General features: G+C 67.1%; 21 protein-coding genes and 1 pseudogene. 9 read left to right on the top strand and 13 right to left on the bottom strand.

The genetic code is table 11. From position 1 onward, the window contains the following. The first annotated feature begins 131 nt into the window (after nucleotides 1-131). Nucleotides 132-899, top strand: a complete 768-nt coding sequence (locus KBY57_RS12620) for a lipoyl protein ligase domain-containing protein (RefSeq protein WP_254996221.1) — start codon at nucleotides 132-134, stop codon at nucleotides 897-899. Here the strand turns inward: KBY57_RS12620 and KBY57_RS12615 are convergent. After that, on the bottom strand, nucleotides 833-2,092 hold the full coding sequence (locus KBY57_RS12615) for a site-2 protease family protein (protein WP_254996220.1): 1,260 nt from the start codon (nucleotides 2,090-2,092) through the stop codon (nucleotides 833-835). The genes KBY57_RS12620 and KBY57_RS12615 overlap by 67 nt on opposite strands. Nucleotides 2,093-2,179: 87 nt before the next feature. On the opposite strand from KBY57_RS12615, the gene KBY57_RS12610 reads away from it, so the two are divergent. Both KBY57_RS12610 and KBY57_RS12605 read left to right on the top strand, forming a co-directional pair. Continuing rightward, nucleotides 2,180-2,830 carry a phosphoribosylanthranilate isomerase gene (locus tag KBY57_RS12610; protein ID WP_254996219.1) on the top strand — a complete coding sequence of 217 codons (651 nt, stop codon included), beginning with the start codon at nucleotides 2,180-2,182 and terminating at the stop codon, nucleotides 2,828-2,830. A gap of 45 nt (nucleotides 2,831-2,875) precedes the next feature. Next, entirely contained in the window at nucleotides 2,876-3,403 is a 528-nt protein-coding gene (locus KBY57_RS12605) for a hypothetical protein (protein WP_254996218.1), read from the top strand. Between the two features lie 18 nt (nucleotides 3,404-3,421). Here KBY57_RS12605 and folE read toward each other — a convergent pair whose 3' ends face one another. The 6 genes from folE to KBY57_RS12575 form a co-directional block, all read right to left on the bottom strand. Further along, nucleotides 3,422-4,165, bottom strand: a complete 744-nt coding sequence (gene folE / locus KBY57_RS12600) for a GTP cyclohydrolase I (protein ID WP_254988214.1) — start codon at nucleotides 4,163-4,165, stop codon at nucleotides 3,422-3,424. 8 nt (nucleotides 4,166-4,173) lie between these two features. After that, on the bottom strand, nucleotides 4,174-4,872 hold the full coding sequence (locus KBY57_RS12595) for an SDR family oxidoreductase (protein WP_254996226.1): 699 nt from the start codon (nucleotides 4,870-4,872) through the stop codon (nucleotides 4,174-4,176). Nucleotides 4,873-4,943: 71 nt separating this feature from the next. Then, a complete protein-coding gene (locus tag KBY57_RS12590) occupies nucleotides 4,944-5,933 on the bottom strand; it encodes an acetyl-CoA carboxylase carboxyltransferase subunit alpha (protein WP_094559884.1) in 990 nt (329 codons plus the stop codon). 37 nt (nucleotides 5,934-5,970) lie between these two features. Then, on the bottom strand, nucleotides 5,971-7,023 hold the full coding sequence (locus KBY57_RS12585; RefSeq protein ID WP_254996217.1) for a long-chain acyl-[acyl-carrier-protein] reductase: 1,053 nt from the start codon (nucleotides 7,021-7,023) through the stop codon (nucleotides 5,971-5,973). Between the two features lie 75 nt (nucleotides 7,024-7,098). After that, a complete protein-coding gene (locus tag KBY57_RS12580) occupies nucleotides 7,099-7,830 on the bottom strand; it encodes an aldehyde oxygenase (deformylating) (protein ID WP_254996216.1) in 732 nt (243 codons plus the stop codon). Between the two features lie 64 nt (nucleotides 7,831-7,894). After that, nucleotides 7,895-8,728 (bottom strand): creatininase family protein, encoded by an 834-nt coding sequence (locus tag KBY57_RS12575; protein ID WP_254996215.1) that lies wholly within the window; start codon nucleotides 8,726-8,728, stop codon nucleotides 7,895-7,897. Between the two features lie 145 nt (nucleotides 8,729-8,873). Here KBY57_RS12575 and KBY57_RS12570 point away from each other — a divergent pair, with 145 nt between their 5' ends. From KBY57_RS12570 to KBY57_RS12555, 4 genes are all read left to right on the top strand, one after another. Beyond that, complete coding sequence (locus tag KBY57_RS12570) at nucleotides 8,874-10,091, top strand: S1 RNA-binding domain-containing protein (protein WP_409996454.1); 1,218 nt, start codon at nucleotides 8,874-8,876, stop codon at nucleotides 10,089-10,091. Beyond that, a complete protein-coding gene (locus tag KBY57_RS12565; protein ID WP_254996214.1) occupies nucleotides 10,088-11,017 on the top strand; it encodes a Tab2/Atab2 family RNA-binding protein in 930 nt (309 codons plus the stop codon). The genes KBY57_RS12570 and KBY57_RS12565 overlap by 4 nt, the downstream gene beginning before the upstream one ends. A 24-nt stretch (nucleotides 11,018-11,041) precedes the next feature. Next, nucleotides 11,042-11,854: a peptidoglycan editing factor PgeF gene (gene pgeF, locus KBY57_RS12560; RefSeq protein ID WP_254996213.1), complete on the top strand. Its 813-nt coding sequence runs from the start codon at nucleotides 11,042-11,044 to the stop codon at nucleotides 11,852-11,854. A 160-nt stretch (nucleotides 11,855-12,014) separates the two neighbouring features. Continuing rightward, nucleotides 12,015-12,377 (top strand): AbrB family transcriptional regulator, encoded by a 363-nt coding sequence (locus KBY57_RS12555; protein ID WP_254996212.1) that lies wholly within the window; start codon nucleotides 12,015-12,017, stop codon nucleotides 12,375-12,377. On the opposite strand, the gene KBY57_RS12550 is transcribed toward KBY57_RS12555, so the two are convergent. Further along, on the bottom strand, nucleotides 12,316-14,040 hold the full coding sequence (locus tag KBY57_RS12550) for an NAD(P)/FAD-dependent oxidoreductase (RefSeq protein ID WP_254996211.1): 1,725 nt from the start codon (nucleotides 14,038-14,040) through the stop codon (nucleotides 12,316-12,318). The genes KBY57_RS12555 and KBY57_RS12550 overlap by 62 nt on opposite strands. Before the next feature lie 285 nt (nucleotides 14,041-14,325). On the opposite strand from KBY57_RS12550, the gene KBY57_RS12545 reads away from it, so the two are divergent. Then, nucleotides 14,326-15,411 (top strand): metallophosphoesterase family protein, encoded by a 1,086-nt coding sequence (locus KBY57_RS12545; protein WP_254996210.1) that lies wholly within the window; start codon nucleotides 14,326-14,328, stop codon nucleotides 15,409-15,411. A gap of 31 nt (nucleotides 15,412-15,442) precedes the next feature. Here the strand turns inward: KBY57_RS12545 and ppsA are convergent. Next, nucleotides 15,443-17,890 (bottom strand): annotated as a pseudogene (gene ppsA, locus KBY57_RS12540) (phosphoenolpyruvate synthase). A gap of 255 nt (nucleotides 17,891-18,145) precedes the next feature. Between ppsA and KBY57_RS12535 the strand changes: the two are divergent. Further along, entirely contained in the window at nucleotides 18,146-18,529 is a 384-nt protein-coding gene (locus KBY57_RS12535; protein WP_254996209.1) for a hypothetical protein, read from the top strand. 39 nt (nucleotides 18,530-18,568) lie between these two features. Here the strand turns inward: KBY57_RS12535 and KBY57_RS12530 are convergent, their stop codons facing one another. The 4 genes from KBY57_RS12530 to KBY57_RS12515 all read right to left on the bottom strand — a co-directional run bounded on the left by KBY57_RS12530 (nucleotide 18,569) and on the right by KBY57_RS12515 (nucleotide 21,649). After that, nucleotides 18,569-18,775 (bottom strand): GIVxVP protein, encoded by a 207-nt coding sequence (locus tag KBY57_RS12530; protein WP_254996208.1) that lies wholly within the window; start codon nucleotides 18,773-18,775, stop codon nucleotides 18,569-18,571. Between the two features lie 22 nt (nucleotides 18,776-18,797). Further along, complete coding sequence (locus tag KBY57_RS12525) at nucleotides 18,798-19,136, bottom strand: nuclease (protein WP_315859804.1); 339 nt, start codon at nucleotides 19,134-19,136, stop codon at nucleotides 18,798-18,800. A 68-nt stretch (nucleotides 19,137-19,204) separates the two neighbouring features. After that, nucleotides 19,205-20,977: a biosynthetic-type acetolactate synthase large subunit gene (gene ilvB / locus KBY57_RS12520; protein WP_409996453.1), complete on the bottom strand. Its 1,773-nt coding sequence runs from the start codon at nucleotides 20,975-20,977 to the stop codon at nucleotides 19,205-19,207. A 162-nt stretch (nucleotides 20,978-21,139) separates the two neighbouring features. Continuing rightward, complete coding sequence (locus tag KBY57_RS12515) at nucleotides 21,140-21,649, bottom strand: M23 family metallopeptidase (RefSeq protein WP_254996206.1); 510 nt, start codon at nucleotides 21,647-21,649, stop codon at nucleotides 21,140-21,142. Nucleotide 21,650 lies beyond the last annotated feature (1 nt).

The following is a 21,650-nucleotide window of genomic DNA, read 5'->3' as shown; positions in this document are numbered from 1 at the left end:
CGCTGGAACCAAGCTGATCAGCCGCGGCGTCAGGGATTTGGGGCATGGAGGTAAGCCATTCCCGCCGACCAAAACCAATGCTGCCAGACCCCGCCAGCTTCCGTGGTCACACTTTTAGGCGGCCCTGCCCCATGCCCCACCTGCGCACCCTGCCCAGCAGCTGCCTGGCGGGCGACTGGCAGATGGCCATCGATGGGTGGCTGCTGGAGCAACGGGCACCCGCGTTTCGCCTCTACCGCTGGCAGCGGCCAACGCTGTCGCTGGGATTTCACCAGCACCACCTCGAGCCCCACTGGGGCGAGCTGGCGGCTGGCGGGCTGATCGAGCTGGTGCGCCGACCGAGTGGGGGCCGGGCGGTGCTCCATGCCGGGGAGATCACCTATGCGCTGGTCTGGCCCGATGCGCCCCGGCAACACCAGCAGGCCTACGTCCAGGCCTGCGGCTGGCTCCTCGACGCCTTTGCCAGCCTGGGCCTACCCCTGGAGCCGGGTAGCCAGGCGGCCAGCCTGCAACGCAGCAACTGCTTCGCCAGCAGCACCGCCGCCGATCTGGTGCATGCCGGAGGAGCCAAGCGCATCGGCAGCGCCCAGCTGTGGCGCCAGGGGTGCCTGCTGCAGCATGGCTCCATCCTGGTGGAGCCCCCCGCCGAGCTCTGGCAGCTGGTGTTCGGCGCCGACCCGCCCGCTTTGCCCGATCTACCGCTGAACCCCGACGAGCTGGAGGCGCTGCTGCAGCAATGCGCAGCGGCGGCTCTGCCCACGGCCGCCGCTGGGGTTCTGCACCTGCCCCTGAGCGCCGCCGAGTGGGCCCGCATCGCCACGGGCCGCGCCCCCTATCGGGTCAACGGGTCGACGCCGCCCTTGGCCTCGCCGGAGGCCAGCATCGAGCGCACCACCTGAGGCAGGGCCAGGCCCAGGGGATAGGTGCCGTGGCGCCGAGCCGAGGCCAGCAGCGGTGCCGGTAAACGCAGGCCCAGTTTGGCGAGCACGGCTTCGCCCAGCTCAGGGCGCTCGATCGTGCCGCAGGGCAATCCTGCCGGGCTGAGCACGAGCAATCGGTTGCCACCGCTGTCTTCAAGCTGCTGCACCGCCTGCCACAGGGGCGCCGACTCGCGGATGGCCGGCAGGCTGGAGAGGGGCTGCATGTGATCGCCAATGCGATCGCTATCCCAGCGCTGCACCGGCAGCTGCTGCAGTGGTGTGTCGTCGATGACCCCCTGCCAACGGCCGCGGTCGCACACCAGCAGCCAGTCACCCTGGTCGGCCTCGGTGGCCTGGGAGAGACGAATCTGGCTGAGCTCCCGCAGCCGACCAGCCGCCTCCAGCACCCGAAACCGTCGCCCGGCCGCATCCCGCACTTTCAAGGCATTGAGGGTTTGCTGCAGAGCCAGCATCTGCCGCTGGTTGCGGGACGCCCCTAAACCAAACCAGCCCAGCAGCATCAACCAGGCACCACTGAGGCCGCCACCCCGCAACAGCACCACCGTGCCCAAACCGATCGCAAGCAGCGACAGCAGGCGACCGCAGCTGTTGGCAACCTCCACCCCCCGCCGCTGGCTGCCGCTGGCCTGCCACACCAGGGCCTTGACGATCAGCCCGCCATCGAGGGGCAGGCCTGGCAGCAGGTTGAACAGGCCCAGCACCAGGTTGAGGGAGCCCAGCTGAGCCACCATCGCGCCCAGCAAGGGCGAGACGTGGTCCGCCGTGTGGGTGCCAGCCAACAGAGCCCCGCCCAGCAGCAAGCTCACCGCGGGCCCTGCCGCCGCCACCAGCAGGGCACCCATGGCCGTGCTGCATTCTCGCTCGACGCTGGCGACACCGCCCAGCAAAAAGAGCGTGATGCTGCGCACTTGCACCCCCTGGGCCAGGGCCACCAGGGAATGGCCCAGCTCGTGCAGCAGCACGGACACAAACAACAGCACAGCCGTCGCCAGACCCAGGCCCCAGAGCGCTGCGGCGCCGACCGGATCCTTAAGGCTGAGGCTGTAGTGCCGCTGGAAGGCGGCAGTGGCCAACGCCAGGATTACAAACCAGCTGGGATGGATGCGCAGGGGAATGCCCCGGATCTTGAACAGCTGCCAGCCCTCTCCCACGGCCCCTCCACCCGAGTGTCTGCCCAGGCCAGGCCCGAAGCGTCAGAACCTGAATCCTAGAAAGGCCCAACGGCACGCGCCCAAGCCATGACGTCCCCCCTGCTGAAGATTTGCGGCCTGCGGGATCCCGAGCAGGCCGCGGCGGTGGCCCGCCTGGGGGTCGATGCGATCGGCGTGATCGGCGTGCCCGGATCACCGCGCTACCTGGAGCCAGGCCAACGGCCCGCCCTGTTTGCCGCTGTTCAGGCGGCCGCCCCCCTCTGCCAGGGGGTGTTGGTGGTGGCCGATCCCGACGACCGGCAGCTGGCGGAGCTGGCCGGCAGCCAAGGCCATGGGGTGGTGCAGCTGCACGGCACGGAAACGCCGGAGCGCTGCCGCCAGCTGCGGGCGAGCCTGGGCTGCACGGTTTGGAAGGCCCTGCGGATCCGCAGCCCCCACGACCTGCAACAGGCGTTGGACTTTGCCGACGCCGTGGATGCGCTGCTCCTGGATGCCTGGGTGCCCGACCAGCTGGGGGGCACGGGCCACCGCATTCCCATGGAGTGGCTGGAGGGCTTCGCTCCACCCCTGCCCTGGTGGCTGGCGGGGGGGATCCGGGCCGATCGGGTGGCGCCGCTGCTGGCCCAGCTGACGCCCACGGGGCTGGATGCGTCCAGCGGCGTGGAGCGGGCTCCTGGCGACAAGGATCTGGCGTTGGTTGAGGCGCTGGTGGCCGCCATGCGGGGCGAACTTGGCTGAGGTCGGCCTTTGCGGCCAAGATCAGGCTGTGTTCACGCCGCGATGATGGGTTGCCTCTCTGGTTTCGCTCCCCTGCCCCTGCTGCTCGCTCTGGCCGGTGCAGCGACGCCCGCCCTGATGCTGCCCCTGCAGGCCCAGGACCTGGTGGGCTGCCAGCTGGTAGATGGTCAGCTCTCCTGCGTGCCGGGGGTGAGCGCCGATCCCCAGGCCCAGATCAGCGCGCTGCGCCAGCAGATCAGCGCCGACCTGGCCCAGGAAAGCGCGGTGCAGCAGCAGATCGATGGCTTGCAGCAGCTGGTGCTGCAGGGAGAAGCGGTGCAGGGCCAGGTGCTCCAGGCCACCGCCGTTGCCGATGTGTTGGCCGCCTTGCCGCCGCAGGCCTTCCACTGGTACCGCCGCACTCCTGGGGCTAGCCAGTGGCTACTGATCAGCCTGGCCAGCGGCCCCACTTATGTGCTCCAACCCCAGGATGTCTCGGCAGAAGTGATGGTGGTCGTGACGGTGGCAACACGAGAGGGAGGCGCCAACCGCCAGGCCTCACCGGCTCTTGGCCCGGTGCGGCCGACTCCTTAACGGCGAGAGCCCAGAGACTCAGGTGGACAGCACCGCTTCCTGCTGCTTGACCAACTCGAAGAATTCAGCCTTGAGGCTGGGATCCAAACGAAAATCGCCCCGCACCACCGAATTAACCATGCTGGTTTGGGGTTCTTTCACGCCCCGCCACTTCATGCAGTAGTGCTGGGCTTTCACCAAGATCGCCAGGCCCTGGGGCTCACAGAGGCGTTCAATCTCATCGGCCAGGATCATTACCGCCTCTTCCTGGATGTGGGGGCGGGAAAACACCCAATCAGCCACCCGTGAGAATTTCGACAGCCCGATCACCCGCTCGCCAGGCTTGATGCCGATCCAGCAATTGCCGAGAATCGGCACCAGGTGGTGAGAACAGGCCGATCGCACTGAAATGGGGCCTACGGTGTAGATCTCGTCGAGCTTCTTGACGTTGGGGAAGCTGGCGATCTTGGGCTGGTGGTGATAACGGCCCTTGAACACTTCGTGGAGGTACATCCGGGCAACCCGCTCGGCCGTCTCGTCGGTGTTGTGATCCTTGTCGATATCGATCACCAAGCTGCGCAGCAGCTCGCGCACCTTGCCGGCCACTTCAATTTCCAGCTGATCGAGCTCGCCCTCCTTGAGATGCTCGGCGATGTTGTCGTTGGCGAGATAGGCCACACCTGCCGCATCCAAGCGCTCACGGATCCGCAGGCTCACCGGCAACGGACCCGCCTCCGGGGCACTCGCGCGGGAGGAAAGACTGGAGGGCAGGGTCGAGGTCATGGAGGGGCTCAAAACGCGCCGGCGGCCGGCATGAGGGTGAGGTCTTCGACCACCAAAGTGGCGGGCTGTTGGGCCAGATACAGCAGGGCTTCGGCCGCCCGCTCAACATCAAGCATGGCACGGCGATCGAAGGAGCTGTGGACGGTTTCGCTCTCCCAGAGGGGCGTATTCACCGCACCAAGGGTGAGGGTGCTGACCCGTATCCCGTGGGAGCGTTCTTCAGCAGCCAGGCAGCGGCTCAAGGAGACCAAACCGGCCTTGCTGATGCAGTAGGCACCCCAGTCGGGAAAGGCGTTGTGGGCGGCATGGCTGCTCACATTGATGATGTGACCACCACCAGCCGCCCGCAGGCGCGGCACCAGCGCCTGACACAGCTGAAAGACCGCCGTGAGGTTGAGCTGCATCACCCGCTGCCACTGCTCCAGGGGCATCTCCGCCAGGGGGCCCGTGTAGGCCATGCCGGCGTTGTTGATCACCACGGAAGGGATGAGGCCACGGCCGCAGAGGTCGTCGAGACCGGGTCCCACGGCTGCGGGATCGCCCAAATCGAGGCCGATGGTCTCAACGCGGCGACCGCTCTGGCCCAGCTCGCCAGCCAGGGCATCGAACTCCTGAGATGGGCGGGCCAGCAACAGCAGGTCGTAGCCGGCTGCGGCGAACAGCCGTGCCGCCGTGGCACCGATTCCCCGGGAGGCTCCGGAGATCAGGGCCACAGGCGCCTTAGGCGTTGGATCAGACAAGAGCAAACGCCAGGGCGTCGATGGAACCAAAGGAAACCTTAAGAGCTGCGGGAGGGATCTGGGGTCTCGCTCTCCAGGACGCGCCCCATGCGCCGGAACTTGGCGTAGCGCTGCTCAATCAATTGGGTCTCGCTGAGGGTTTGCAGCTCGGCGAGTTGCTCCAGCAGGGCGGTCTTGAGGGTTTCGGCGGCCTGCAAGGGAGCCCAGTGGTTGCCGCCGGAGGGCTCCGGCAGCACCAGATCCACAATGCCCAGTTGAAGCAGATCGGGACCGGTGATCTTCAAGGCTTCAGCTGCCGTTGAGGCCTTGCCTGCATCCCGCCAGAGGATCGAGGCACAGGCTTCCGGGCTGGCCACGGTGTAAACGCTGTGCTCGAACATCAGGAGCCGGTCGGCCACGCCGATGCCGAGGGCCCCACCGGAACCGCCCTCGCCGATCACGGTGGCCAGGATCGGCACCCGCAGCCGGAACATCTCGCGCAGGTTCACCGCAATGGCTTCGCCCTGACCCTGTTCCTCCGCCAGCACCCCCGCATAGGCGCCTGGGGTGTCAATGAAGCTCAGGATCGGCAGACGGAAGCGGTCGGCATGCTCCATCAGCCGCATCGCCTTGCGGTAGCCCCCGGGTGAGGCCATCCCGAAGTTACGGGCCACATTTTCCTTGGTGTCGCGCCCCTTCTGGTGGCCCAGCAGCACCACGCCCTGATCACCGATACGGCCCACGCCACCCACCAGCGCCTGGTCGTCGCTGCCACGGCGATCGCCGTGCAGCTCCAGCCACTCATCGGTAATCACCTGGATGTAGTCCAGGGTGCTGGGGCGCTGGGGGTGGCGAGCCACCTGGATTTTCTGAGAGGGCGTCAGGGCATCAAAAATGTCCTTGCGACGGCGGGTGGCGAGGGTTTCGAGCTGCAGCAGCTGCTGGCTCACATCCACTTCCGAATCACGGGCCAGTTGGCGGATCTGCTCGATCTGCTCCTCGAGCTCAACCAGCGGTTTTTCAAACTCCAGCAGGGCGCGGCGAGCCATGGCGGGGATGTTGGGAGGGAAGAGGAGGAGGAACGAACTAGGCCGTGGTTAGCACTGGTGTTGGATCAGACTGCAGGGCCAGACCCAGGGCCTGAAAACCGTGGCGCTCGGAGGCGGCTCCAATCAGATCCATTTTGTCGAGGGTGATGTTGTTGCGCCCCCAACTGAAATTGGTGTGAATCCCTTCAAACTCCAACAGAATCGCTTCAGCGAAACAGGCAAACATCTGACGCTTGGGATTGTCCATTTCGGCCATTTCCATCATCTGCCAGGTGATGTCGCTGAAAAATTCAACGATGCCCCCTTTCAACACATGAATGCCAGCACCGCTGGCCTTGGTGTCGAGATTTTTCGGATAGCCGCCGTCGATCATCAGGCAGGGCGACTTGAGGTTGGCCGCATCGATGCTGAGGGTCTGGGGCAGGCTGGCCACCCACACCACCACATCCGCTTCCGGAAGAGCTTCCTCGAGGCTGAGAATCCGCCCACCGCCCAGCTCCTGCTGCAGATCGAGCAGAGGTTGGGGCTGACGGGCCACCAGCAGCAGCTCCTTGACGCCGGTGCGCTGGCTGAGCCAGCGGCACACCGCGCTGCCAATGTCACCGGTGGCGCCCACCACAGCCACCCGGGCCTGGCGTAGATCAATTCCCAGCAACGGGGCATTGGTTTCCACCTGGCGGCAGATCACCCAGGCGGTGTGGGTGTTGCCGGTGGTGAAACGTTCCCACTCCAGGGTTGTGGAGCGGATCTGCTGCTCCTTGAGCAGGTTGAAATTCTCGAAAATGATCGAGGTGAAGCCGCCGAGAGCCGTGATGTCAAGGCCATTTTTCTGGGCCAGCTCCATGGCACTGAGCACCTTGCGCCGAGCCGTTTTGAACCGGCTCAACATTTCGGGAACGAAACAGGAGTCGATGTAGGCCCCTTCAATCGTTTTACCGGTGGCACTCGTCACCTCGAGCCGCTCCACCAATTGGGGAGGGGCGCTGCACCACACATCCAAGTCGCCCTCGGCAAACTCCTCAAAGCCGAGGCTGCGGGCCTTGGCACGGGCCTCCTCAAAGCTTGTGGAGTGACCGATGAGGCCGAACATGGGCAATCCCCAGGGGATGTCGCCGACGCTACATCCCGCCAGGACCGGCCTGGCGAGACGGATAGCCGACGCGGGTTAGCCGATCAAGGCCGCCGCTGCCATCTTGGCGATCTCACGGGAGGTGAGACCCACGTCCATCAGCGCTTCCTGGTACGACGTGAGGAAATCCGCCATCAGATCTTCCTGGTCCATGTGCAGCACGGAAGCATCACCAGCCACCTGCTCGAGCATCTTGCGCACCAGAGGAAGGTTGTCGCGGTTGGCGTGCTCAAGCTCCTCACGGCAGGTCTCGAGGTTGGCCTTCAGCCACTCCTGTCCGTAGTTGAGGTGGGTGTACTCATCTTTGACAACCCCCTCGGTGATCTTGCGGGCGAAGGGATCAGCAACGGGGATATAGATGTGGTAAGCCGAAATGGCGAAGGCCTCAATCAAAATCGCCTGGATCAGCAGGCAGGTGGTCACCTTGCCCTCAGCCAGGGCCTTCTGGAAATTGCCGTGAAGCGGTGCGAAGAACTCCTTGGCAAAAGGCATGTCGGCGGTGACGCCCAGGTTGTTGGCGCAGGCCGTGAAGCCTTTCATGTGCTTGAGCTCCATGCGGGCCAGCCGGGCAAGCTCCTCAGCCTGGTCGGGGATCAACGTGCCGATGGCGATGTAGTTGTCGTGAGCTTCCTGCTCACCCTCGATCACGATGGCGTTGATGCGGCTGTAGGCGTCTTTGTAGGCGTCGGTGCTGAAGTCGGGCAGTTGATCGGGCAGTTGCTGGGCGGAAGTCGCCTCGGAAACTGCAGGGGAGGCGAGGGTTGCCATGGCGGCCGTGCACTTGGAACTGATCCAGCAACTGTAGCCACCCTTACCGGGCACCTGTCCGGCTTTACCGGGCACCTGTCCGGCTGGGGGGCGGGGTCTCCGTCGTGGGCCAAGGGCTGCGCAACAGGACGTCGAAGCGTTGCCGCCATCCCTCCACCAGGCGTTCAAACAACTGGGCCCCCAGCGCCGCCGAAGCACCCCGCGCATCGCCGATCACGCCGGAATCGCTCAGGTCTTGGGTGAGCCAGGCCAGCGGGGCAGCTCCCTCCAAGCTCCATCCCGCCGGGCTGGGGCCAGCCTTGCGGCCATCGCAGGGGCGCTCCTCGCCCACCAGCTCAGGAGCCAGATGCAGCATCAGACTGGTTTCCACCAGGCCGGCATGCAATCCGACGGAGCGCTCCGGCTCCGGGATCAGCTCGGCGATTCCCTCCGGACCACTCCACAGAAAACAAGGCAACACCACGAGCTCGGGGCACTCCGCCCGGAGCTGGCGCGCGGCCGTTTGCAACAAGGCGATCTGGCCACCATGGGCGTTGAACAGCACCAACCGCCGAAACCCGGTGGCAGCCAGTTCACGGCCAACGGCCACCACCTGGTCGATCACCAGACCGGGCGGGAGGCTGAGGGTGCCGCAGAAGCCCCGATGCTCGGGGGAAAAGCCGATGGACTGCAGCGGCAGCCGCAGGATCGGCAGGTCTGCATCCAGGGCAGCGAGCGCCGCATCCAGCACCCGTTCGGCAAACAGGCCATCGGTGCCCAAGGGGAGATGGGGCCCGTGTTGCTCCACCGCACCCCAGGGCCACACCACCGTGCTTCCCCACCGGGCAGCAAGCTGCTCGACCTGGGGCCAGGCCAGTTGTTGCAGGTGGCGCCGAGACTCCATTGCTTCAGAACTCATCTCTACAGTGTGAGGCTCTCAGCCCCCAGTGGAGATGGCCGGTACCGGCAACCAACCGCCCTCGTCTGCGTCATCTCCAGCGCCAGCACCGGGTTCATCGCGCCCGGTGCCCCCTGGAGCCGCCCGGCCGCAGCCCGTGGCCCCGCTGCGCAAGCCGCCCCAGGTGTTGATGATCCGCAAGGATCAGCCCGCCGTGGCAGCACCCGAGTCCGTCGTGGCGCCGCCCGAGCCGGAATCCGTCCGAACTTCGGAACCTCCGGCCGCCGCCGCTCCGGCCCCCAGCCCGGTGCGGACCCCAGCCCGCAACGACGACGACCTCTTCGACCTGGGGGGCATGGAAGGCCTCACCATGGCCGATCTGCTGGGTCCAGACTCCAGCCAGCAGCAGCAGTCGCATCGCTCCTCGAGCGCCAAACAGGCTGGCAGCGCCGATCAGGCTGGCAGCGCACCGGCCCGCAGCGTCGACGATTTCGATTTTGACGAGGAGGCGTTCCTGGCCGCCCTCGACGAGCACGAACCCCACGGCACCACAGGGGAAGTGGTGCGCGGCACGGTGATTGGCCTGGAGAGTGATGGGGTGTACGTGGACATCGGTGGCAAAGCACCGGGGTTCATGCCGAAAACGGAATGCGGTCTTGGTGTGATCACCAACCTCAAGGAGCGCTTTCCCAAGGGACTCGAAGTGGAGGTGCTGGTTACCCGCGAGCAGAACGCTGACGGGATGGTGACCATCAGCGCCCGGGCCCTCGCCCTGCGTCAGAGCTGGGAAAAGGTGCGCGCCCTGGAAAAGGAGGGAAAGGTGGTGCAGGTGAAGGTGAACGGCTTCAATCGCGGCGGTGTCACCTGCGATCTCGAAGGCCTGCGCGGCTTCATTCCCCGCTCCCAGCTGCAGGAGGGTGAAAACCATGAGGCTCTGGTGGGTAAAACCCTCGGCGCGGCTTTCCTGGAGGTCAACCCCGAAACCCGCAAGTTGGTGTTGTCGGAGAAGAAGGCAGCCACCGCCGCCCTGTTCCAAAACCTGGAGGTGGGTCAATTGGTGGAAGGGCAGGTGGTCTCGATCAAGCCCTACGGCCTGTTTGTGGACCTGGGGGGCGTGAGCGGCCTGCTGCACCAGTCGGCCATCACCGGCGGTCAACTGCGCGAGCTGCGCGAGCTGCGCGAGGTATTCGGCCAAGGCGATCGGCTCAAGGCCCTGATCACCGAGCTCGATCCAGGCCGCGGTCGCATCGCCCTCAACACCGCCCTGCTGGAAGGCCAGCCTGGTGAACTGCTGATTGACAAAGACAAGGTGATGGACGAAGCCACCGACCGTGCCAACCGCGCCCGTTCGGTGCTGCGCCAGCAGGAGCAACAGGCGGGATGAGCAAAGCCCCTGTTCCAGCGGAGCCAGTGGTGGCCCCAGTCACCACTGGCCTCTCCCCCGACTGGGAGCTCGACTACTACTCACGGCCCATCCTCGAGCCCGACGGCAAGAAGCGCTGGGAACTGCTGATCTGCTCCACGCCCCAGGTGCAGACCGCAGAACAGCCCTCTGCTGCCACCTTTCGCTGGGTGCAGGCCTGCCCCGCCTCCAGCGTCAACTCGATCTGGCTGAGGGACGCCCTCGAGCAGGCCCTAGCCGCTGCTGCCGCCCAGGGCTTCGGGCCCCCACGGCGGCTGCGCTGCTGGCGGGCCTCGATGCGCACCATGGTGCAACGGGCCGCCGAGGGACTGGGCCTGGAACTGGTGCCCAGCCGGCGCACCTATGCGCTGGTGACCTGGCTGCAGGAGCGGGAGCGTGACGTTTACCCCCAGGAGAGCGGCTACATGGCCGGCCCCCTGGCGCCGCCGCCCCAACCGATCCGCCCGATCGCCGTACCCCTACCGGAAGCGGCTCGGGGCGAGAGCTGGGGCTGGGCCACCCTGCCCGTGGGCGCCCTCGCCAGCGCCGCCGACTGGGAGCTGGGATTTGCCGGCCTGGTGCCTCTGCCAGAAGACCTCTCCCCCGAGGTGCCGGTGCCAGGGATTCGCCTGTTCAGTGCCTCCCGGGCCCTGGCCCTGGCTGGCTGGCTGGCGGGGTTGGAGCCGGTGCGCCTGGACATCAGCGGGCAACAGCTGGTGCTTGAGGCCGGCTTGGAAGACCGCTGGCTGCTGAGCGATCTGCCGGCCGATGAGGCGAAGGCGGCGGCAACGGCTTTCGCCGCGGCCCGCCAGCAGGCCGGAGGGCTGCAATTCCTCGCCGTCCAGGCCCGCGAGGACGACCAGCGCTTCGAGGGCTTCTGGCTGCTGCGCGACCTCCCCGACGCCTGAGACCACCGGCACCCGGCACCAACCATGGCCGAAGCGCTCGATCCCCCTTTTGACCGTCCCGACCGGGACTTCAACAGCCTGCCGGACTGGACCTGGGTGGGCACCTATGGCGGCCACTACCTCCAGTGCGACCTGCTCGGCAGCTTTGAGCACGCCTTTTTCACCCGCCAGTGGCAGGGCCGGGGGCCTGAGGTGCTGGCCGGCTACGTGAGTGCCGGGGTGAGCGTGCACCGTCTGCGCCAGGTGCACAGTGCCGTGGTGCTGCCGGCCAGCCAGGCCACGGCCGAGCCCTGGCCCGAGGCCGATGGCCTGGTGAGCGATGGCGGCGGCCAGTGTCTCTGGGCCTGCGGCGCCGATTGCACGCCGGTGCTGATCGCCGATCCGGTTTCGGGCCGGGTGGCCACCTGCCATGCGGGTTGGCGGGGTGTGGCCGGCGGCATCCTGGCCGCGGCCGTGCAACAACTGCAAGCCAGCGGCAGCCGCGCCGCCGAGCTGCTGGTGGCCCTGGGTCCCGCGATCAGCGGGTCTTGCTACCAGGTGGAGCGAGCGGTGAGCGAGCAGGTGGCGGCGGCTCTGGCGCCAAGCTCGCCGCAGCCACTGCCAGACCAATTGGAGGCCTTGCGCTGCTGCGGGGCCCTGCAGGACGACCCCGATCCCCAGCGCGACCGGCTAGACATTCGCGCCGCTGCCCGCCGCCAACTCGAGAACCTCGGCGTTGCGACTGAACGCATTGCAATCTGCCCCCTTTGCACAGCCAGTGAACCACTGCTATTTCACTCCTGGCGCCGTGATCAAGTGAAAGCGGTGCAGTGGAGCGGGATTGTTTCCCAGGCCTGATGTTCGAGACCAATTTTTTTCGCCGCCCATGCGACTGGATGTGACTAAATCCATGCACCTTGGCACAGCACCGATCCGGATTTACATCGGATTCCCACCCCTTCGCTTGCAGTCGGGACAGATCCTGCGTAATAATGCAGATGTCGGATAAATCTCATCCATGCTCACTGGCGCTGACCTCCTCGCAAAGGTCAAGGAACTTGGAGATGTGAGCAAGTCCGATCTCGTCCGAGCTTGCGGCTATGTCTCCCACAAGAAAGATGGCTCGGAGCGGCTGAATTTCACGGCCTTTTACGAGGCCCTGCTCAATGCCAAAGGCGTTGATTTCGGCGGCACCGCCAAAACCGGCAAAGGCGGCCGCAAGCTCAGCTTCAACACCAAGGTGCAGTTCAACGGCAACCTGATGGTGGGCAAGGCCTACACCGGCATGCTCGATCTCAAACCCGGCGACGAATTTGAGATCAAACTGGGTCGCAAGCAGATCCGACTGGTGCCCCTGGGCGCTGAAGACGAGGACGAGTGATCGCCAAGGCGACCTGCTCGGCCACCTTGATCCCATCGATGGCCGCCGAAAGGATTCCGCCCGCATAACCGGCTCCCTCTCCCGCCGGATAGAGCCCTGGGGTGTTGCAACACTCCAGGGCTGTTTTGTCTCTGGGCAGCCGTAGTGGCGAGGAGGTGCGCGTTTCCACCCCCGTCAGCAGGGCATCCTCCATCGCGAAACCGGGGATGCGACGTTCAAACACCGGCAGGGCCTCCCGAATGGCCTCCAGCACAAACGCCGGCAGGCAACCCTCAAGCGTGCCGAAGCGCACCCCAGGCTGGTACGACGCGTTCACAGCCCTGGCGCCGCCGCTGCTGGGGCGACCGGCCAGGAAATCACCCACCCGCTGGGCGGGTGCCTGGTAGCCGGACCCACCGGCAATGAAGGCACGGCTCTCCCAGTGCCGCTGGAAGGCCACCCCGGCCAGGGGATCGTTGGGTCCATCACCGTAGGGGGCCAGATCGTCGAGGTCGACCGTCACGACAATGCCGCTGTTGGCGTTGCGCTCATTGCGGGAGTGCTGGCTCATGCCATTGGTCACCACCCGGCCCGCTTCCGAGGTGGCACCCACCACCAAGCCGCCCGGACACATGCAGAAGCTGTAGACGCTGCGGCCCTGGCTGGCTTCGCCGCTGCAGTGATGCACGAGCTTGTACTCGGCAGCGCCCAGGCGCGGATGGCCGGCGGCCCCACCCCAACGGGCGCGGTCGATCAGGCTCTGGGGATGTTCGATGCGCAGGCCCACCGCGAAGGGCTTGGGCAGTATTGCCACACCGGCATCCTTCAGCATTGCGAAGCTGTCGCGGGCGCTGTGGCCGAGGGCCAGCACCACATGGCTGGCCGCAATCCGCTCGCCGCTCTGGAGCCGTAGGGCCTGCACGGAGCGATCCCCATCCGCCAACTCCAGGCCATCCACCCGAGCCTGAAAGCGCACCTCACCCCCCAGGGCCTCAATCCGCTGGCGCAGGCCACGCACCACCGTGGCCAACTTGAACGTGCCGATGTGGGGGTGATGCAGGGTGAGGATGTCTGGGTTGGCACCGGCAGCCACCAGCTCTTCCAGCACCTTGCGCACGTAGGGCTTCGCCTCGCTCACCTGGCTGTAGAGCTTGCCGTCGGAAAAGGTGCCTGCTCCCCCCTCCCCAAACTGGGCATTGGAGTCGGGGTTGAAGGGGCTGTTGCCTCTCCAGAAGCCGAAGGTGTCGGCCGTGCGCTCCTTGACGGCTTTGCCGCGCTCCAGCAGTAGGGGGCGGAAGCCCATCTGGGCGAGCAGCAGGGCCGCGAAGTAGCCACAGGGGCCAGCCCCCACCACCACCGGACGCGGTACGGCCACCCCTGGATTGGTCCCAGCGCCGGGGGCCTGGGCCACCGGGTGGTATGTCGTATCGGGGCTGGGCCGCAGGTGGGGATCCCCCGCGAAGCGCTGCAGCAGGCGGGCCTCCGCCCGCGGATCGAGGGCCAAGTCCAGATCGAGGCTGTACACCAGGGCGATGGCCTGGGGCTTGCGGGCATCGACGCTGCGCTTCACCAGCCGCACCGCTCGCAGCTGGTCGGGAGCAATCCGCAACCGCCGGCACGCCGCCGCCTCCAGCTCGGCGTCGCTGTGGTCGAGGGGAAGTTTCAGCTCACTCAGGCGCAGCACAACCGTCTCCTGGGGGGCCCAACCGGAGATGGCGGCCGATGTATGGCGTTATTTCAGCAGTTTCGAGGTCCGCCGTCAGGACAACGCCTCGGCCTGCCAGGGTGAGAACTGATACGGCGCCAGCCCCATGGGGATCACCCACTGCCCCCTCTGCATGGCCCTGGCGGTTCTGTGCGTGGTGCGAGCCATGGCCCACGGCACCCTGTTGTGGCGCCTAGCGGCTTGATTGATCCCCCTTGCCCCGGGCGCTAAGCAGGGGGCAGTCCTTTGCCTGCAGACCATCCCATGGATGAGCGCCCCATGCACCATTGGCCAGGCTCCTCCCTGCGGCGGCGGGATGTTCTGACTCTGGCGGGGCTGGCCTTGGGGGCCTGGGCGACTACCGGCCTGCCCTCAAGGCCTGCTGCAGCCAGCTCCAACAGAGTCGGGGCATCCGCACTGCCACCGCGGGGCGACCTGCGGCTGGTGGCCATCAGCGACCTCAACAGCAGCTATGGCTCCACGAGCTACCTGCCGGAGGTGCTGCGGGCTGTCGAGCTGATTCCCAGCTGGAAACCTGACCTGGTGCTCTGCGGCGGCGACATGGTGGCCGGCCAGAAGCAGGGGCTCAGCCGCGTGCACCTGAGTGCCATGTGGGCCTCCTTCCACCGCCAGCTGCTGGCGCCGCTGCGGCGGGCGGGGCTGCCGGTGGCGATCACCATGGGCAATCACGATGCCTCCTCCGCCCGCTCCGGCGGGCGCTACGCGTTCGGGCTCGACCGGCAGGAGGCGGAGCGCTACTGGCGCGGGCAGGAAGACGGGCTGGGGCTGTCCTTCATGGATGCCAGCCGGTTCCCGTTCGCCTACAGCGTGCGCCAACACGACCTGTTCCTGCTGGTGTGGGATGCCTCCTCCGCCACCGTGCCGGCTGAGCAGGTGGCCTGGGCCGAGCGCCAGCTGAGCAGCCCGGCGGCGCAGTCGGCCCGGCTGCGCCTTGTGCTGGGCCATCTGCCCCTCTATGCGGTGGGGCAGGGCAGGGACACCCCCGGCAACGTGCTGCAACAGAGCGACGCCCTGCGCCAACTGCTGGAGCGCACCGGTGCCCACGCCTACATCAGTGGCCACCACCACGCCTACTTCCCCGGCCGGGTGGGCCAGCTGGATCTGCTCAACCTCGGCGCCCTGGGCAGTGGGCCGCGCCGTCGGCTGGAGGATCCCTCGCCACCGGTGCAGACGCTCACCCTGATCGATGCCTTCTGGCCCCGGGGCGACGGCGCCGGCCGCACCGTTTACACCACCTACAACATGCGCACCCTGCAGCCGATCACCAGCCAGCAGCTACCGGCCCAGATCCGCCCCAGCCAGGGGGCGGTGCTGCGGCGGATTGGCTGAGCGGATCGGCTGAGCGGCTCTGGTCGGGCGCTCAGCCCAGGCTGGCCTCGATTCGGGCCACCTCCAGCCGGGTGGCGATCACGGCGTCGGGGTTGAGGCTGATCGAATCGATCCCCTCCTCCACCAGGAAGCGGGCGAAGTCGGGGAAATCACTGGGGGCCTGGCCGCAGATGCCGATCTTGCGGCCGCAGCGCCGGGCCGTTTGGATCGCCAGCCGGATCATGGCCTTCACGGTGGCGTGGCGCTCATCAAACAGCTCCGCCACCAGCGCCGAATCGCGATCCAGGCCCAGGATGAGCTGGGTGAGGTCGTTGGAGCCGATCGAGAAGCCGTCGAAACGCTCCGCAAACGCCTCAGCCCCGATCACATTGCTGGGCAGCTCGCACATCACATACACCTCCAGCCCGTTCTCGCCCCGCACCAGGCCGGAGCGGGCCATCTCGGCCAGCACCTTGTCGCCCTCTTCGGGGGTGCGGCAGAAGGGCACCATCGGGATCACGTTGGTGAGGCCCATGCCCTCGCGCACCCGCTTGAGGGCCTGGCATTCCAAGGCGAAGGCGTCGCGGAAGGCGGGGGCGTAGTAACGGGAGGCGCCCCGCCAGCCGAGCATCGGGTTCTCCTCGCTGGGCTCGAAGGCGGCGCCCCCCAGCAACTTGGCGTACTCGTTGCTCTTGAAATCGGAGAAGCGCAGGATCACCGGCCGGGGATAGAAGGCCGCCGCGATGCGGGCCATGCCCTGGGCCAGCAGATCCACGTAGTACTCGGCCGGGCTGGCCTGGCCCGCGGTCAGCTGGGCGATCGCCACGCGTTCCGCGGGATCGGCAACCCGCTCCGACTGGAGCAGGGCCATCGGGTGCACCTTGATGTGGTTGGCGATGATGAACTCAAGCCGGGCCAACCCCACCCCATCGCAGGGGATGGCCGCCAGGTTGAAGGCCTCCTCCGGGTTGCCCACGTTCATCAGGATCTGGGTGCGGGTGGCGGGCAGATCGCCGATGGGCTGCTCCGTCACCGAGAACGGCAGGGTGCCGCGGTACACCCGGCCCACATCGCCTTCGCAGCAGCTGATCGTGATGGGATCGCCATCGTGGATGCGGCGGGTGGCGTCCCCGGTGCCAACGATGGCGGTGATGCCCATCTCCCGGGCAATGATCGCCGCGTGGCAGGTGCGCCCCCCCTGGTCGGTCACCACGCCGCTGGCTCGCTTGAGGATCGGCTCCCAGTCGGGATCGGTGCGCTCAGTGATCAGCAGATCGCCGCTCTCGAAGCGCTCAATCTCGGAGGGGTGGCCGATCACCCGTGCCACGCCGCTGCTCACGGAGGCGCCGATGGCACGGCCGCTCACCAGGGTTTCGGCCTGGTGAGGCTCCAGGTGCCAGCTGCGCAGCACCGCCAGCTGCTGGCACGACTGCACGGTTTCGGGGCGGGCCTGGAGGATGAACAGCTCGCCCGTCAGGCCATCCTTGGCCCACTCGATGTCCATCGGCGTGGGGGACCCGCGCTGGGCGCTGTAGTGGCGCTCAATCCGGCAGGCCCAGCGGGCCAGGGTGAGGCACTCGTCGTCGCTGAGGGCGAAGCGATCGCGCTCGGCCTGGGGCACCGGCTCGTTGTGCACGGGCGCGCCACCCTCGCCAGCCCCAGCCTCGCCGTACACCATCCGGATCGCCTTGCTGCCCAGCCGCTTGCTCAGGATCGGCGCGAAACCCTGCTCCAGCGTGGGTTTGAAGATCAGCATCTCGTCGGGGTTGACGGCCCCCTGCACCACGTTTTCGCCTAGGCCGTAGGCGGCCGTGAGCAGCACCGCATCGCGGAAGCCGGTTTCGGTGTCGATGCTGAACATCACCCCGGCACAGGCGCGGTCGGAGCGCACCATCCGCTGCACACCGATCGAGAGGGCCACCTCGAGGTGATCGAAGCCGTTGAGCTGGCGATAGGAGATCGCCCGGTCGGTGAACAGCGACGCGTAGCAACGCCGGCAGGCATCGAGCAGGGCTGCCTCCCCCGCGATGTTCAATTAGGTCTCCTGCTGCCCGGCAAAGCTGGCGTTGGGGAGGTCTTCGGCGGTGGCACTGGAGCGCACCGCGACCGCTGGCAAGGTGCCATCTGGGGCGCAGAGCTCTCGATAGGCCGCCAGGATCGCCTCGACCAGGTCGGCAGGCAGCTCGGCGTTCAGCAGCAGGGTGCGGGCGGCCTTGCCGGCGCTCTGCAGGGCGCCGAGGTCGTCGGCATCCAGCCCCGTGAGCAGCTCCGCCAGCGGGGCCATGAGGCCATTGCTGCGCAACAGGTGGCGGTAGGCGGCCGCAGTGGTGGCGAAGCCCCCCGGCACCCGCACCCCCTCGCCGGCGAGCTCGCGAATCATCTCGCCCAGGGAAGCGTTTTTGCCCCCAACCTGCGCAATCGCCCCAAGGCCCACCGCCGTGAACGGCACCACCAAGGGAGCACCCAGGGTTTCGGCAGGCAGGGGATTGGCGGTGCGCATCCGGTAAGGGCAGCCAAATCAACTCTGGCGCCACTGGACGGCCCTGGGGCCAACTGTGAAGGCGGCCACCCAAGCCAAGCCCCCCTATCCCAGACCCGACATGGATGCCACAGTGGACCGATGCTGTTTCCCCGTTCGGCGGTTTCTGTGTCTCGTTTTTCCCTGGCCCGGTTCGCTGCTTCCGCCTTTAGCGCCACGGCTTTCGCTGGCGCCACGGCTTTCGCTGGCGTCACGGCTGTAGCAGGAGCAACGGCGTTGCTGGGAGCTCCCGGCCTGGCCCAGTCGTCAGCACCTGCCGCAGCGGCCGCCAAGCCCGCCAGCCTGGAGACGATGAACGACATGGCTCTGGCCGCCGCCGTCAACGTCTGCGAACTGGCAGTGGAGCAGAAGGTGCCAGTGCAGAACGCCGTGATCTCCAACGCCAAGGCGATCACCTACGTGGTCACCGCCACCCACGGCGGCCAGATCGCCGGTGCGGGCAAGCTGGAGGCCTCCCAGATCGTCAACGGCACGATCGTGCAGATCGTGGGCCGCGTGAAGCAAGGCTGCTACCCGAAGATCACCACCGCCGACAAGAAATTCGTCGATGACGTGATCGCCCAGTTCTCGGCCCAGGCCAAGCAGCAGCAGAAGAAGTAGGAAGGACGCGACTGGGCCCCGTAACCGGTAGGGGCCCCTTCAATCGGGATCTGACTCTTCCGGCTGGCTTTCGGGCAACAACTGGGCCAGCAGGCCCGCGGCCATCAACACACCCCCGAGGCTCAGGGCCAACATCCTGTTGCTGGCTGCGGGTCCGTCACTCCATACGCCGGCCGCCAGGAAGGCTCCACCCAGCAGTAGGGAAGGCACCAGCACGATGCCTTTGGCAGTGCGGTTCAAACTCACGGAATCAGCCCAAGCAACAGGATCAGGCGCCGAGATTGGCACAATCGCCGCTGGGATCGGCGTCAGCGGCAACCTGAGCCAGGCCGGCGGCAACCAAACCGCTGGCCAGATCCGTGCCCCCGGGAGTGCTTCCGGATCGGGGTTGGGGAGCCGAGAGGGTCTGCACCCGGGCCAGCAGAACCCCCTGGTTCTGGCCCATGGGCCGCAGATTGACCCGAGTGCGGCGGGGGGCGGCCTGACGCAGCCAATCCACCGCCTCGCTCTGCTGGGCCTCGGGCACCACGATGCAAGCCAACTGGACGGTGTAGCTGCGGTTCTGATCACCCAGTTGCAACAGGGTGGCGCCCCGCACTTGCAGCATCTCAGCCGCCAGCGCCCCACCAGGCCAGAGCAACAGGACGAGGGCCGCGATCAGTGCCGCAAGCCACCTCAAAGCTTGGCGCCGCAGTTGGGGCAGAACAGATGGGCGCTTTCGGTGGTGCTGCCACAGGCATGGCAGTGGCGGGTGGTATCGATGGCCAGCTCGGGATGGCTGGGCAAGCCCACCATCTGGGCGTTGCTGGCGCCGGGGGGCACCATCGGGTAGCAGTTTTCGTTGCGGCGCACCTTGACGTCAATGAACACGGGGCCGGGATGGTCGAGGGCCGCCTGGAGCTGCTGGCGCAGGCTGGCCCGATCATCGATCAGCACGCCCCGCACCCCGAAGGACTCGGCCAGGGCTGCGAAGTTGGGCATGCCTCCGGTCATCTCGGAGGCGGAATAGCGCTCGCCGTAGAAGCTTTCCTGCCACTGGCGCACCATGCCCTGCCAGCCGTTGTTGAGCACCACCACCTTCACCGGCAGGTTGTACTGGCTGAGGGTGCCCAGCTCCTGGATGTTCATCAGGATGCTGGCGTCGCCGGCCACACAGATCACCTGCTCGTGGGGGAAGGCCGTTTGCACCCCCATAGCGGCAGGCATGCCGAAGCCCATGGTGCCCAGGCCCGCCGAGCTGATCCAGCGGCGGGGGCCGTTGTGGAGAAACTGGGCTGCCCACATCTGATGCTGACCCACATCCGTGGTGTAGAAGGCATCGGGCGCCAGCTCACGCAGGGCCACCACCACCTCCTGCGGGGCGATGTCGCCCTCGGGAGCAGGCACCACCAGGGGGTAGTGCTGCTTCCAGCTATCGATCCGCTGCAACCAAGCTTCGGTGCGGCCTTCACTGCTCTCACCGGCAGACGCCGCCAGCAGAGCCTCCAGGGCGGCCTGCACATCGGCAACCAGTGCCACATCCGGCAGGCGGGTCTTGCCCATTTCCGCCGCATCGATGTCGATGTGAATCACCTGGGCCCGGGGCGCAAAGCCGTCGAGCCGGCCGGTGACCCGATCGTCAAAGCGAGCGCCGCTGGCGATCAACAGATCGCACTCGGTGACCGCGAAATTGGCGTAGGCGGTGCCATGCATGCCCAGCATGCCCACCGCCAGGGGATGCTTCTCATCGAAGGCCCCCTTGCCCATCAAGGTGGTGGTGACGGGCAACCGGAAGCGCTCAGCCAGCTGCTTGACGGCACCATGAGCGCCGCTGCTGATGGCGCCGCCGCCCACATACAGCAGGGGACGGCGAGCCTGACGAATCAGCGTCAGGGCCGCGGCGATCGCCGCCGGATCGGGGCTGGGGGGCAGCTTGAAACCGGCGGGGATGGCCGTACCAGGGGCCACCGGGGTGTAGTCGAATTCCTCAAGGCCCACGTCCTTAGGCACATCGATCAGCACCGGGCCGGGGCGGCCGCTGGCGGCGATCAGGAAGGCCTCGGCCACGATTCGGCCGATATCAGCCGGGTCGCGCACCACCCAGGAGTGCTTCACGATCGGCAGGGTGATGCCGAAGATGTCAGTTTCCTGGAAGGCATCCGTGCCGATGGATGCCCGGGGCACCTGCCCGGTGATCACCACCATGGGCACCGAGTCCATCTGGGCGGTGGCGATGCCGGTGACCAGGTTGGTGGCGCCGGGGCCGGAGGTGCCGAAGCACACACCCACCTTGCCGGTGGCGCGTGCATAGGCATCGGCGGCATGGGTGCCGCCCTGCTCATGGCGCACCAGGATGTGCTTGAGCCAGCCACGGGCCTCGGCCTTGTGCAGCTCGTCGTAGATCGGCAGGATCGCGCCGCCGGGGTAGCCGAAGATGTGCTCCACCCCATGGCGATGCAGCGCATCCATCAGGGCATAGCCGCCACTAACGCGCTGCGGAAGGCTGGCCGAAACGGCGGCGCTGTCGCCATTGGAGACAGCAGGGGCGGACTGGGCCGCAGGAGTGAGGGGCGTCAGCGTCACGGCTGCAGCAGGCCAACCACTGAGGCTGGTTCACGAACTACGGCAACCCTAGGTGCCGGCGCGGCTTTTGACGCGGCCTGCCGCCATGGCCCGCAGAATCTGGGCGGGATCGAGCCAGCGCCCGCCGTGACGCATGCCCCAGTGCAGATGGGGGCCGGTGGTGCGACCACTCATGCCCACATGGCCGATCAACTGTCCGGTGCGCAGCCGTTGCCCCTGGCGCAGGGCCACGGGGCCGCTGCGATAGGTGCCGCCGGCCACCTGGCCGGCGAGGTGGCAATAAATGTGCTCGTAGTCCCCCGAGCGGATCACCAGGCCGATGCCACAGGCTCCGTCGTGGATCACGTCCTGCACCACCCCGGCCCACCAGTTGCGGATCGGTGAGCCCATCGGGGCGGCGATATCGAGGCCGTAGTGGGGCTCCACCCGGCCCCAGGGCCCCGTGCGGGTGCCGAAGTGGCTGGTGTAGGCCAGGAAGTTGGCTACCGGAAACACCCCCATGTGCCAATGGGCTTGCGCGAGCGCCGTACCGCAAGCCAGCTGAACCGTGACAACCACA

It is taken from the genome of Cyanobium sp. Aljojuca 7D2 (assembly GCF_024346415.1).
Classification (GTDB): domain Bacteria; phylum Cyanobacteriota; class Cyanobacteriia; order PCC-6307; family Cyanobiaceae; genus Cyanobium_A.
Note: the sequence above shows the minus strand (reverse complement) of the source record. Positions and strands in the feature narration are given on the sequence as shown.